The sequence below is a fragment of the Bacillus sp. 1780r2a1 genome (assembly GCA_024134725.1).
GTDB lineage: Bacteria > Bacillota > Bacilli > Bacillales > Bacillaceae_H > Priestia > Priestia aryabhattai_A.
This window is the reverse complement of record CP099863.1, coordinates 1,035,193-1,048,479: the sequence shown is the minus strand read 5'-3', so window position 1 is coordinate 1,048,479 and position 13,287 is coordinate 1,035,193. Positions and strand designations below refer to the sequence as shown.

The following is a 13,287-nucleotide window of genomic DNA, read 5'->3' as shown; positions in this document are numbered from 1 at the left end:
TATCAGCTATTGTTCTTTTTACTTTGCTTCAGTCGTTTTAACCAGCTTATACACTGCTAATTCACCATCTACATCTTTTACTTGATGGACGGTATTAAAGTTTGCTTGTTTACTAGTCCCATCCGCGTATGAAATTGTATACTCTTCATATGTCGACACTTCATACAAGTTATCCCCTAACTCTTTTACATCTTTCACATTAAACGTATGCAGCTCTTCTGTAATGCCTTTTTCATTTAGATGAGCTGTATAATCCTTCTGTTCTTTATATTTAGGGCCGTTTGGGTCAATGTAAGGTGATGCGATAGAGAAATCTTCGTTATTAATAGAAGAAATGGTTGCGTCCATATAGTCAGCCATAAACGAACCGATTTCATCAGATGAATGATTTGCTTGCGCTTCTTCACTTTCCTCTTTCGGACTTTCATTCACCGTCTCTACGTCTTCAGTTGTTTCACTATCTTTCTTTGATGATGAACTAACGCTTGTTTGATACATTTTTGGCTTATCTTCCATTACTTCTTTCACTTTTTTTGATAACTCACCGTATGTGCTAGAAGCGTCATGAACTAACCACTTTTCTTGTTTTTCATCATAAATTAGCGTGTATTCCGTAAAATTATTATGCTTACTCAGTTTTGGCGTGTCACCTTGGTAGTAATAATCTCCTTCATATTCTTCAAGCCCGTATACCGTCGCCATCCAGTCTCCATCTTCATATCGAATATCCATATCATCTAAGTTAAACGTAGTACCGATATATTTTATTTTGTGGAGACGACCGATACTCTGGTTAGATTGAATTTCTCCTTTTAAATATGCTAGATGATTTGCCGTTACATTTACGGCTTTACTTGGGTCTTGAGCCGTATATGCACTTAACCAGCCTTTGGTTGAACTTACAATCGTATCGATCAGCGTATCTTGTGTTTTTTTATCGGTACCAAAGTTTACGTACACCTCTGACCCATCAATTGCTTGATTAGCAGTCGTAGCTTCTCCCCAAGGCAATTTTGCTTTTACTTGAAGTTTCATAGAACCTTCTGTTAATACTGGACCAAACGTATCGTTTTTTGCTACGTCTACGCCCACGTCTTGTCCATCAATTAATAAGTTAGATGAAATCTCTGCCTCTTCAATTCCGGTATACACCGTAACATCGGAGCCGTCTAATGAAAGGTTGACGTTTTCTGTATCTACTGTGTTAGTAAGCTCTACATTTTCTTTAGCTACTAAGTCCACAAAATCAGCTTTTAATTTACCTTCAATTTTATAAGTACCAGGTAAGTAAGGACCGTATGTATCTTTAAAATCATCCGATGTTGCAGTATCAATTTTTTTATTATCTATGTATAATTCCGTATTTTTATAATTAGTGCTAATATCAATATATACAGGGTCCACTTGAACTGAATATTTATCAAAGATAAGAGCCGTTTTCCCACCTTTATTTAGCCTAATAGAACTATCTTCTAGCTCATTACCTAACGTGCTGACAGCTGAGCCATCCATTGATGCTGACTGTCTCTTTAAAAACTGAATAACGTCTTTTCGTTCATCAGGATTTTTTTTAAAGTAGCTTACAAAGCCTTTGACATCCTTTTCTCCAATTTTCAAACTTGGATCTGTAGATGTTAAAAAACTAGCAACTTTCTTCTCGTCTTCGTTAATCAATGCTCCCTCAAAGTCATCGATGACTTTATTTTTATCAGTCACTGCTTTTCCGTACTGATACCCACCGAATAATACTACAATGGCAGCAATAACCGAGATAACTACCGTCTTTTTCTTTTTCGTCATCGGTGACTTTTGTTCACGTCGTGAGTTTGTAGTTACTGCTTGCTCCGCAGACTGAACTATCTGTTGCTCGAACGGTTTTCCACAATTTTGACAAAAGTGCTCTCCTTCCTTTTTATTTGTTCCACATCCTTTACAAAACCCCATTCGCATAACCTCCCTTTCTATTCTGACCCAAGAATAAAGACGCAGTACATAAGACTTATTTTTGAGTCACATTTTTATATATTAGCATAAATATTCACACATTAAATCATTTATTTTCTATTTAAGGTTAAAAAAACCAAGTCAATAACCTTTCATAAGCAAAAAAGAACTTTTCACTCCCTAAATACTTGATATAAGCATATAAACGCACAAAAAAAGATACAGACCGAAAATATTTCAGTCTGTATCTTTTTATTTACGATAACCCTAATAGTTTCATAATCATTAAAATCAAGATTCCAATGACACCAAAGTCAGAGTCACCAAAGGTTGTTCCTTCAAACCCAACGTCGCCCATGAATACTAATAGAAGAGCTGGAATGAAGCTGATAATTAATCCGTTACAGAACGCTCCTGCCATCGCTCCTCTACGCCCACCTGTTGCATTTCCAAATACACCGGCTGCTGCACCTGTGAAAAAGTGCGGTACGAGACCTGGTACGATGACTTTTAAACCTAGTAAAGGTAAGAAGAACATGGATAATAATCCTGCAATAAAACTGAATAAAAACCCGATAATTACTGCATTCGGTGCGAATGGAAAGACCGTTGGACAGTCAAGGGCTGGCTTCGTGTCAGGCGCAACCTTATCCGCAATTCCTTTAAACGCCGGAACGATTTCAGCAATCAGCATACGAACTCCAGCCAAAATGATGTACACACCGGCTGCAAAAGTAATAGCTTGAATGAATGAGAACACAATAAAGTTTGATCCGCCAGATAAAGTAGACTCAATGTACTCTTGTCCGGCAAACAGTGCCACAACTAAGAAGAAAATCGTCATCGTCAGCGAAACCGCAACGGACGTATCTCTTAAAAACCCTAAAGATTGAGGAACTTTGATTTGTTCCGTTGTTTTTTCTTTGTTCCCGAATATTTTTCCGACTTTTGCTGATACGAAATAGCCGATTGTTCCAAAATGTCCGATGGCAAAATCATCACTTCCCGTAATTTGACGCACGTACGGCTGAAGAAGCGCTGGAAATAATACCATACATAACCCTAAAAGTATGGACCCAATTAACACGAGTGGAACTCCTTGAAGTCCGCCAATTGATAATGTTGCTGCAATTAAGCAAGCCATGAAAAGCGTGTGATGTCCTGTTAAGAAAATATATTTGAAGCGAGTAAACTTTGCTAATAGAATATTGGCAATCATCCCAAATACCATAATTAAAGCGGTAGATGTCCCGAATTTGCTTTGAGCAGCCGCGACAATCGCTTCGTTATTTGGAATAACGCCTGCCACGTTAAAAGCTTTATCAAACATATTGCTGAAAATATCAAGCGATCCCGTTAATACGGTTGCTCCCGCTCCGATAATGATAAAGCCCATAACTGTTTTTAACGTACCGGACACAACGTCCGCGGTTTGCTTGCGCTGAAGAAGTAAACCAACAAGCGCAAACAAACCAACGAGAATGGACGGTGTTCCTAAGATGTCTTTCATAATGATGTCTAACATAGTCTGACCCCCTTATTGATCAGGAATTATGAAACGATTGGCTCTAGCTTTGATTTGATTTCTGGAATGCTCATCATATTTTCCAGCGTCACGATTTGACGCGTACCGTCGTTTAATTGCCCAACAATATCAGCTGCCCCAATGAATACATCGGCTGTTTCCGTTTTTGCTGATGCTAGATCTGTGTGATCTACCTCTGCTGTTTTCCCCATTTCTGTTAACGCTTTCTTTACGTTCATCTCCATAATAAAACTGCTTCCTAATCCATTTCCACATACAACCATAATTTTCATTTACATTTCCTCCTCTGAATATTGATTAATATAAGTTAAAATATGTTCTGCGCTTGAGCTAGCAATGATATCTTCAATGTTACTTGGTTCTCCTAAAAGCTGCGTCAGCTGCACGAGTGCTTTTAGATGCGACTCATTGTCCGTAGCAGCGAGCACAATGATGATTTGAACCAGCTTGTTCCCTCCAAAATCCACCGGCTCATCTAACTTTAATAAGCTCATAGACAGTGAACGAACTCCGTGTTCAGGACGAGCATGTGGAATCGCAACTCCCGGCGTAATAACAACATAAGGTCCTGTTTCTTCTATAGAAGTAACCATAGCTTCCACATAGCTCTTTTCAATAGCACCAATCTTCAAAAGCGGTGCGGCTGCTTCTTCAATGCTTTCTTGCCAACTTGAAACTCTTGGCTTTAGCTGAATCGTTTCAGCCGTTAATAATTCCTTTAGCACCGGCTTTTCCACCTCCTCTAACGAATACTTCGTTGTTTTTTGCACATGCGTCTGCAGCTGTGACTGAAGCGCGCTTTGCAGCTCCTTACGCTGATGAATCGTCGCGTAGCTTTCAATGACCTTCATAACCGCTTCCAGGTTCACTTGGTTGGAAGTGTATCCGTACAGCTCCTGCATGACGTGCTGTTTTAACTTTTCTTTATCCTCTATGCCTAAAATTGGTGGAACAACAAACAGCAGTGCGTTTGTTCGTAAATGAACGGTTGAAAAGATAAGATCATAGCTCAACGAATACGTCGACATCTCGCGCACAGACAAAGCGTCCAAAAATAAAAGATCTGGAAAAAGTTCGCGCAATGTATAGATAAGAATATTACTAATCCCTACACCGTTTGGACAAACGACAATTGCTCGCTTCCTACCATCTAACGTTGTTCCTTGTTTTCTTAACCACCCGCCAAAATAAACGGTAAAGTAGGCAACTTCGCTTTCAGGTATCGGGCAGTCAAGTTCTTTCCTCATCGGCCCAAGCGATTTATTCGTTAAGTGATACAGCTCTGGATACACATTCTTAATACGTTCAACCATCGTATGAGCAGGCGTAAGCTGATACTTCATGCGATAATATGCAGGCTTAAAGTGAACAAATAACTGTTGATATAGCTCTTCTTTTTCCTGCAGTTCAATACAAGACAAGCGCTCAAATTCATCAATAACTGACAGCAAGCAGGTTTCAATCAGTTCGTTTTCTTGAAAAGGCGAAACGTCTTTTGTTCGGTTCATTCCAAGTAAATGAAGCGTTGCATATAGCTTGTCATCCTTGCTCCAGTCGGGTGAAAATGTCTGGCTATATGTTAGTGCTTCTACTACCTTGTACTCATTTGTTTCAACTAAAGGTCGCCAGCTCTCTTGGTATGGCAAGGTGTCGCCCTTACAAATTAATTGATCTAGTGCTAAAAATAAAAATGATAACTCATCTAGCCTTTCATCCGTAAAAGACACGCCAAGCTGATGTTCCGCTGCCTCAAGCTCACTTTGAATATGTTCAAGCTGAGCTTGCTTCGTTCCCCAAATGCACGTAACAACCGGCTGACTGCTGCCGTTTTGCAAAAGCTCATGAATGATTTGCTCAAGAAGATACAGCTTTGACTCATGCTCGCCTTTTATGACATATCCTTTCACTTTTGAATAGTGAATATCTAGACCGTAGCTCTTGGCTTTCTTTTTTAATTTTTGAAGGTCCTTCAACACGGTATTTCGCGAAACGCCTACCGCGCTTTGAAAATGATAAACAGACAGCTCTTCCTCACTAAGAAGCAGCATTAGGTAGAAAACTTGTTCACGATCACTCTCTGAAAACACGTAGCTCTGCTTTGTCAGTTTTGCCTGTAAATCTTTCACTGGAAGACTAGCAATCAAGTAGTATCCTACTTTTCGATCAAACTGAATAGGTTCATAGCCGTGTGCTTCTAACCAGTCATTTGCTTTTTTCATTCCATACTGAACTTGTCTTCTTGTCAGACTGGTCTTTTCTTCAATTTCAGCCATCGTTAAGCTTTTTACCTGCTGCAAGTTCTGCAACAGTGCTGCACTTCGTTCATCTAAAACCATGTTGTGTTCCTCCTTAATCTCTACAATACGCCATAACATCAACAAAGAAAACGTTTTCTAAAACCCTTTCTTGTTCTCTCCGCTGCACACAAATATACTCTGCCGTTATTGTAACAAACTTTTTGTGTGGGCTTTGCTTTATTCAAAATCTGAATTGGATTTAGTATCATAGTAGATTGTCATTCTTTGCGCATTCATTTTATTTACAACTTCTTGAAAACGTATCACGTCATGAATAACATTTGTTTGCAAATCATATGTTTGCTGTCTAGGAACTGTGGTTGTTTGCTTAACCTTACTACTAATTGTTTTTATAGTTTTCCAAGATGAGGCGCTTCTTATGTGCGTTCTACCTCTTACTTCCTGCACACACTTCTTCCAATTCAGGAAACATTAGACCTATTTTACCAGTGGGAATAAAGACCAGAACAACCAAATTTAATCGTTCTTTATAAGTATAAGGGCTTCTATTATATAGAACTATCGATTCGTTTTTGCTAATTTTTTCAAATTTCTTTTGACTGTTACTGGAATTTTTTTTTAAAATAGTAAATGAAAATACATAGTAAAGGAGATGTTTTTCCATGTCAGGAATCATTCGCGTAACGCCTGCTGAACTTCGTGAAATGGCAGCTCGCTATAATAATGAAAGTGGTCAAGTACAAGATTTAGTAGGTCGCCTTGACACTATGAGAAACCAATTACAAGATATGTGGGAAGGTTCTTCTAGCCAAGCATTCATCGCTCAGTACGAAGAATTAAAACCATCATTCGTTGAAATGTCAAACTTGCTTAACAAAATCGCTAAGCAGCTTGATGACTCTGCGAACGTTCTTGAAGACACAGACAACCAAATCGCTAGCCAAATTCGCGGTTAATAAAAAAACGCCTTATCTTTTGGGGACTGACCCCGTAAAGTGAGACAAATAAAAAACACCTTTAAGTTGAAAACTGGGTATGTAGTACCTAACCATCACTTGGAGGTGTTTTTTCTATGGGAACAAGAGTCAGTTATCCAGTCGAACTAAAGTTAAAGGCAATTGAAATGAGATTAGCCGGTGTACCTGTAAAAGAAGTCTTATCACAACTAAACATTCGAAATCCTACCCAATTAAAAACGTGGATGAAGTGGTATCAAACTGGGAATGTACACCGGTTGGAACAGCCAGTAGGCAAGCAATATGCCTATGGAAAAGGTCCTGATTTTGAAAGCGAGACAGCGAAGTTAGAGGCTGAGAACCGACAGTTAAAGCAACAAATCGAGATTTTAAAAAAGTACAAGGAATTGGAAAGGAAGTGGTACCAGAAATCGCAGTGAACCTAGTGGAAGAGTTAAAAGAACAAATCCCTATTTATCAAATCTGTTTCCATCTTGGTATTCCCCGATCCACTTACTACCGTTGGAAGCAGCATAGTCAACAGGATACACGAAAGAAATGGATGGAACAGCAAGTGGGTGAACAATGTCGTGCACACAAGTTTCGATATGGCTATCGAAAAATCACAGCTGTACTCAAGCGAACCATGAAGATTAACCACAAGTTTGTGCAGCGTACCATGCAGAAATACGGTTGGCAATGTCGTGTTAAACGAAAGAAACGGCAGCGAACAGGGCAACCTTATCAGGTTGCAGAGAATGTATTAAATCGTGACTTTCAAGCTGAACGCCCTCTCCAAAAGCTCGTGACCGATATTACGTACTTGCCTTTTGGGCCGAAACCATTGTATCTTTCAAGTATTCAAGATTTATTTAACGGAGAGATTATTGCGTATTCCATAGGTGATTGTCAAAATGTCGCGTTTGTTTTAGACACGCTTAACCAACTCCCTTCTCTACCGGAAGGGTGCACGTTGCATAGTGATCAAGGCTCTGTGTACACATCGTATGCTTATCAACAAACAATTAAAGAGAAAGGCATTATCATGAGTATGTCCCGAAAAGGGACGCCCGCAGATAATGCCTCAATTGAATCGTTTCATTCCTCACTAAAGTCTGAAACGTTCTACCTTGACGAGTTGACATACACTACGACTACCATCGTAGAGCAAACCGTCAAAAGCTATATTACGTATTATAACCATGCCCGTATTCAAACAAAATTAAACAACCAGTCTCCTGTACAATACAGAAAACTGGTTGTTTAAAAGGTGTTTTGATTCCTGTCTCAAAAACAGGGGTCAGTCCCTTTGATAGGGCGTTTTTTTATTAATGTTTTTCCTTCTTTCCCCATATCTATGAAATTAGGAAACCCATTAAAAACTTTCAGTTATTTATAATTATTATAAAAAAATATTGATTTTTATATAATATATGTTATTATCAAACTATCAACTAAAACTTTACGAGGTGATCTTATGACTGAAAATAACAAAAAATTGACGACTAGCTGGGGTGCTCCTGTTGGTGATAACCAAAACTCGATGACAGCTGGATATCGTGGCCCTACGTTAATTCAAGACGTTCATTTATTAGAAAAACTAGCTCACTTTAATCGCGAACGCGTACCAGAGCGTGTTGTGCATGCCAAAGGTGCTGGTGCACATGGTTATTTCGAAGTAACAAACGACGTTTCAAGTTATACAAAAGCAGATTTCCTATCTGAAGTTGGAAAACGTACGCCAATGTTCATTCGCTTCTCAACAGTAGCTGGCGAAAGTGGTTCAGCTGACACGGTTCGTGATCCGCGCGGTTTTGCAGTAAAGTTTTATACAGAAGAAGGAAACTACGACTTAGTTGGGAACAACACGCCGGTATTTTTCATCCGCGATGCAATTAAGTTCCCTGATTTTATTCATACCCAAAAAAGAGATCCGCAAACACATTTAAAAAATCCTAATGCTGTTTGGGACTTCTGGTCTTTATCACCTGAGTCTCTTCATCAAGTAACAATCCTTATGTCCGACCGCGGAATTCCTGCAACATTCCGTCACATGCACGGATTCGGCAGTCATACATTTAAATGGGTAAACAAAGAAGGAGAAGCTGTTTGGGTGAAATATCACTTCAAGACAGAGCAAGGCGTAAAAAACTTGCCAACTGACCTTGCAGCAAAACTCGCTGGTGAAAACCCAGATTATCATACAGAAGATTTATTTAATGCTATTGAAAAAGGCGACTTCCCTGCTTGGAAGCTATATGTACAAATTATGCCTGTTGAAGATGCGGATACATACCGCTTCGATCCGTTCGACGTAACAAAAGTATGGTCTCAAAAAGACTATCCATTAATTGAAGTTGGTCGCATGGTGTTAAATCGCAATCCTGAAAACTATTTTGCAGAAGTTGAACAAGCAGCGTTCTCACCTGGCGCATTCGTTCCTGGTATTGAGGCATCTCCAGATAAAATGCTTCAAGGGCGTCTATTCGCTTATGCAGATGCGCATCGTTACCGCGTAGGTGTCAACCATAATCACCTGCCAATCAACCGTCCAAAATCAGACGTTCACCACTATCAGCGTGATGGACAAATGCGCTTTGACGGCAACGGTGGTGGATCCGTTTACTACGAACCAAACAGCTACGGTGGTCCAACTGAAACGCCTGAACACAAGCAGACAGCTTTCCCTGTTAGCGGCGTAGCAGAAAATGCACCGTATGACCATCATGACCACTACACGCAAGCTGGTGACTTGTACCGCCTAATGTCAACAGAAGAGCGTGAGCGCTTAGTAAACAACATCGTAGAAGCGATGAAGCCAGTTGAAAAAGACGAGATTAAACTTCGTCAAATCGCTCACTTCTACAAAGCTGATCCAGAATACGGCTTGGGCGTGGCAAGGGGCTTGGGACTTGAAGTTCCTAACCTAAAAGCGTAAGCGACTGTTCAGCCATGAGAGGCATTGGAGCTTTTGACTGGGAAACGGCTTTTTCGTTTCGTTGGCAAAAGTGAAATGACCGAATAGGAAAATTTAGACTACCTATTCTCAACTATTATTCTCGTTTCTCAATAACTCTATTTCTCTACTGCCCACGTCAATTGGCGTGGGCAGTCATTTTCAAATGTAGAAAGGATGAAAAAGCAATGGCCAAACAGTGCCCTGTATGTATGACTGAAATCAAACAATTAAAACATACGTTATTATGCAGCTGCGGTGTACGATTAAAAAGGAAGAAAAGCAGCTTATTAAAACATGAAAAAAGCTAGCTGTGCGCTAGCTTCTTTAAGGCCTTTACAATAGGAGAATGAAGAGGAGCATACTCTTAACTGTTGAAGTACTGATCATTTACTTGCTATTAGCAATCGCCTTTGTATCCCCAACAAGCGCAACCGATAATAACTAATAGAATGAAAAGGACGATGATTAAAGCGAAGCCGCTTCCGCCTCCGTAACCACCACAACCGTAACCGCAGTTTCCGTAACCGTACATATTGTCTCACCTCCTCTTGTTGATACTCTCATCATATGTACCGATGCAAAAAATGCTCCTAAAAAATCTAAAGTAAACTTTTGCTTTTACACGAACACCTTTTAGGCTAGTAGGCTTGCGCATATAAGAAAAAGCCCAAACCAGACGGCTTGGACTTCTCAACCTTACATGTATTTATTGCTTTTTAGATAGCTCTGTTATGTAGTGAAAAAACGCTTCTGAATCAACGTCATACACGACATGAACCGGTCTTCCCTCTGCTGTTTCATACGTTCTTCCTTGGCTTGGAACCTTCGTTTCTACCTCGCTACAAACGGTTTTCATCTTCACAAGATCTGGCTTGCCAACAGAAGCGGTTGTTAACACATCCCACAAATAGTACGTGGAATTGGTTTCAAAATGCTCAAGCGGTGGGCACGCAGCGTAGCACTGACCGACGAAATCCACTCCCGTATAGCGTCGAAGCGATGCCCAGTAGTTACGCACTGAAATGGTTAGCGGCACTTGATTGGTGCTTTCAAGAGCCACCATCTCAATTGTTAATCCACTTTTCCACACGCGATCAACGGCTTCTGGATCCCAAAATGCATTCCACTCTGCGGTACCGTCGTGCTCAGGCTCTTGAACGTTTCCTACTTCTTGGAACGTTCCGCCCATCCACACTAGCTTTTCAATTTTCTTTTCAATATCAGGTGCCTCATCAAGCGCTCTAGCAAGGTCTGTGAGTGGCCCTGTAAATAACAGCGTTGTTTTTTCCTGTTCTGCGCGCACCTTTTCAATTAAATGACGATGAGCAGGTTGATCACTGACTGGTGCTTTCATTTGGCCTGACTCATTTAAAATTGGAAGCGCATCAACGAAAAACGTATGCATGCGCCACTCTTTTGGAAATGGATACATCCCTCTTGACGTTGAACGTGCGACTTCCACTTGTTGAGTGCTAAAGCGATCGATAATTTTTCTACTTGCACTAATACCAGGTTCGAGATAGCCATCTGCTGGAATAACCGATACGCCGGTTAACTCCACGTCATCCATTTGCAACAGTAAAAATAAAGATACTAAATCGTCAATTCCTGCATCGTGGTTAAAATACACTTTCTTTTTCATGACTTTTTCATCCCCCTAGGTACACCAAAAACTGCGAAAAATATGCTAAAGAAGCATATTTTTCGCAGTAAGAAATTTGTGGTTTCTATGTATTGCCCTTAAACCATATCATTAAGGATATACGAAAAATAAAAAAAAACCTATATAATTGTTCGCATTTAAAGTTTATTTTATCCTAAACCCCTATCCAAAACAACCTTCTATAATTAATGATCAAACCTCTACACAATTTCGACCTTTTCGTTTTGCGGTATATAGTGCTTGGTCTGCCTTTCGTACAAATTCATCTAACGTACATGATGTGTTTCCTGGTTGTATATCAAAAGCAGCAATACCAAAGCTCGCTGTTACAAACTGTTTCACTTCATTAGCTTCGATTACCGTATTCTGAATAGCTTCCCTCAGCTGCTCTGCCAAGCTGTAAACTTCAGAAAGAGCAGTTGCTGGAAGGTAAATAATAAACTCTTCTCCTCCGTAGCGCCCAACGATATCAGTCGATCGTACATTTTTCTGAACAATTTCACTGATTTTTCTTAACACGGCGTCTCCCATTTCATGCCCGTACGTATCATTGACTGTTTTGAAGTAGTCAATGTCAAACATAATAACAGCTGCTAACCCTCCACGTTTCGTGAGCGATCTGAGCATTTCTTCCGCTTGTCGAACAAAAAATGTGCGATTATACACTCCTGTTAAACCATCAATACTAGCAATCTTCCGAAGTTCTTCCTGCATGTTAACTCGTTCTGTTACGTCACTGAACGTAATCATTTGGCCTAGGTATACTTGGCTCGTGTTGTATATTTCCGAAAACTGAACGTGAAAGTGCTGAATGACTCCAGTTTCGTGACGGTAATCACAATCTTTCCTTTCTTGAATTACAGTTGCTAGTGCTTTATTTTCTTTTACAATGGATAGAACATGCTCACCAACCATTCTATGATGCAGCATGGGAATCACTTGACGAGCGGCATTATTAAAGTCTACCACTATGCCCTTTTGATTTAGTACAACAACGCCTTCTTTCATCGTTTCAAATACCACATCACGAGCGATAGGCACCACGTTAAAAGAACGGAACATAAAGATAGCCACCCCGTGAAACAAGCAGGTCAATCCAATGGAAACAGGTCCCAAATCAATGCCATATGGACTAAGCTTATTTAAATAAAAATAGCTGGCGATAACAGGCGTTAGCAAGCCAAATACCATTAATAAAATTTGCATTTGAAATTGAAAAGCTGATTTTCGAAGTTCCATTAATAGTACAATGACGCTAAGCATGATGCAGACAAACAAATAAAATGAATGGAGATAATGAAACGGACCTGCTACTAAATCTGCCACTGGAAAAGGCGTATCGCTTCGAAATCCCACTTTTTTATAATACAGATGATGCCACTCATTTGTATTGTGAGTGAAAATTGTAATAATTGGAACAGTAAATAAAAGATAATAAAATGCTGGATAAATCTTTTTGCCAACGTAGTTAAAGCACATTAAAACAATGAACGCTGGAATAAATGGAAGCGGTAAATACTCTATGCTTAGCCAAAACTTCACTTCTTCAATTGAAGTACTCATCATTTCAAACATATATCCAAAAGCAAAAACTGCAGACATACAGGTTAAAATGACATAATGCTTAACACCGGGGCCCTCGCGAATTTTAAAGGCACCGTATAAACTTAAAGCTAAAATAAGAACACCTGAACTTCCAACGATTACTACATATTTTAGTAGTTCACTATGCATGACCTATGACTCCATTTTCGTTAAGGTTAGCGTCCGCTATATTATTATACCGTAGCTCATTTTCCTTAGCATATATTTTTCGTTTAAATTACCTATTTTCCATCCATAAAAATCTATAATATTACATTTTATGAGTATATTTACTCATAAATAAGATATTTTTTTCAATTTTATTGAAAACTATACCATATTTCGACACCTTTTTCTTTTTTCTCATTATATACTGT

At 39.5% G+C, this 13,287-nt stretch carries 10 protein-coding genes and 1 riboswitch; of the genes, 3 read left to right on the top strand and 7 right to left on the bottom strand.

Going from position 1 to position 13,287, the window contains the following annotated elements; translation table 11 throughout:
* Positions 1 to 18: 18 nt before the first annotated feature.
* The 4 genes from NIZ91_05340 to NIZ91_05325 form a co-directional block, all read right to left on the bottom strand.
* Complete coding sequence (locus NIZ91_05340; GenBank protein USY56081.1) at positions 19 to 1,944, bottom strand: hypothetical protein; 1,926 nt, start codon at positions 1,942 to 1,944, stop codon at positions 19 to 21.
* 256 nt (positions 1,945 to 2,200) lie between these two features.
* A complete protein-coding gene (locus tag NIZ91_05335; GenBank protein ID USY56080.1) occupies positions 2,201 to 3,469 on the bottom strand; it encodes a PTS ascorbate transporter subunit IIC in 1,269 nt (422 codons plus the stop codon).
* 26 nt (positions 3,470 to 3,495) lie between these two features.
* Positions 3,496 to 3,762 carry a PTS sugar transporter subunit IIB gene (locus NIZ91_05330; protein USY56079.1) on the bottom strand — a complete coding sequence of 89 codons (267 nt, stop codon included), beginning with the start codon at positions 3,760 to 3,762 and terminating at the stop codon, positions 3,496 to 3,498.
* Positions 3,763 to 5,826, bottom strand: a complete 2,064-nt coding sequence (locus tag NIZ91_05325) for a BglG family transcription antiterminator (GenBank protein ID USY56078.1) — start codon at positions 5,824 to 5,826, stop codon at positions 3,763 to 3,765. It abuts the gene before it with no gap.
* Between the two features lie 584 nt (positions 5,827 to 6,410).
* Here NIZ91_05325 and NIZ91_05320 point away from each other — a divergent pair.
* The 3 genes from NIZ91_05320 (at position 6,411) to katA (ending at position 9,642) form a co-directional block, all read left to right on the top strand.
* The gene (locus NIZ91_05320; GenBank protein ID USY56077.1) at positions 6,411 to 6,704 is read left to right on the top strand and encodes a WXG100 family type VII secretion target; all 294 of its coding nucleotides are present in this window, start codon (positions 6,411 to 6,413) and stop codon (positions 6,702 to 6,704) included.
* A 116-nt stretch (positions 6,705 to 6,820) separates the two neighbouring features.
* A protein-coding gene (locus tag NIZ91_05315; protein USY56076.1) for an IS3 family transposase occupies positions 6,821 to 7,971 on the top strand; the annotation gives its coding sequence in 2 pieces (ribosomal slippage) (positions 6,821 to 7,094 and positions 7,094 to 7,971; 1,152 coding nt in all).
* Positions 7,972 to 8,181: 210 nt separating this feature from the next.
* Positions 8,182 to 9,642, top strand: coding sequence for a catalase KatA (katA, locus tag NIZ91_05310; GenBank protein ID USY56075.1), 1,461 nt, complete (start codon positions 8,182 to 8,184; stop codon positions 9,640 to 9,642).
* 418 nt (positions 9,643 to 10,060) lie between these two features.
* On the opposite strand, the gene NIZ91_05305 is transcribed toward katA, so the two are convergent.
* The 3 genes from NIZ91_05305 to NIZ91_05295 all read right to left on the bottom strand — a co-directional run bounded on the left by NIZ91_05305 (position 10,061) and on the right by NIZ91_05295 (position 13,060).
* On the bottom strand, positions 10,061 to 10,195 hold the full coding sequence (locus NIZ91_05305) for a YjcZ family sporulation protein (GenBank protein USY56074.1): 135 nt from the start codon (positions 10,193 to 10,195) through the stop codon (positions 10,061 to 10,063).
* Between the two features lie 174 nt (positions 10,196 to 10,369).
* Complete coding sequence (locus tag NIZ91_05300) at positions 10,370 to 11,305, bottom strand: nucleoside hydrolase (protein ID USY56073.1); 936 nt, start codon at positions 11,303 to 11,305, stop codon at positions 10,370 to 10,372.
* A 45-nt stretch (positions 11,306 to 11,350) separates the two neighbouring features.
* Positions 11,351 to 11,450, bottom strand: a riboswitch (purine riboswitch).
* Positions 11,451 to 11,518: 68 nt separating this feature from the next.
* Entirely contained in the window at positions 11,519 to 13,060 is a 1,542-nt protein-coding gene (locus tag NIZ91_05295) for a diguanylate cyclase (GenBank protein ID USY56072.1), read from the bottom strand.
* Between the last annotated feature and the right edge of the window lie 227 nt (positions 13,061 to 13,287).

What these genes read in the sequence shown, in the direction of transcription:
- NIZ91_05300 (USY56073.1), bottom strand. Translation starts at nt 11,305, where the DNA reads ATGAAAAAGAAAGTGTATTTTAACCACGATGCAGGAATTGACGATTTA.
- NIZ91_05320 (USY56077.1), top strand. Translation starts at nt 6,411, where the DNA reads ATGTCAGGAATCATTCGCGTAACGCCTGCTGAACTTCGTGAAATGGCA.
- katA (USY56075.1), top strand. Translation starts at nt 8,182, where the DNA reads ATGACTGAAAATAACAAAAAATTGACGACTAGCTGGGGTGCTCCTGTT.
- NIZ91_05340 (USY56081.1), bottom strand. Translation starts at nt 1,944, where the DNA reads ATGGGGTTTTGTAAAGGATGTGGAACAAATAAAAAGGAAGGAGAGCAC.
- NIZ91_05325 (USY56078.1), bottom strand. Translation starts at nt 5,826, where the DNA reads ATGGTTTTAGATGAACGAAGTGCAGCACTGTTGCAGAACTTGCAGCAG.
- NIZ91_05330 (USY56079.1), bottom strand. Translation starts at nt 3,762, where the DNA reads ATGAAAATTATGGTTGTATGTGGAAATGGATTAGGAAGCAGTTTTATT.
- NIZ91_05305 (USY56074.1), bottom strand. Translation starts at nt 10,195, where the DNA reads ATGTACGGTTACGGAAACTGCGGTTACGGTTGTGGTGGTTACGGAGGC.
- NIZ91_05295 (USY56072.1), bottom strand. Translation starts at nt 13,060, where the DNA reads ATGCATAGTGAACTACTAAAATATGTAGTAATCGTTGGAAGTTCAGGT.
- NIZ91_05335 (USY56080.1), bottom strand. Translation starts at nt 3,469, where the DNA reads ATGTTAGACATCATTATGAAAGACATCTTAGGAACACCGTCCATTCTC.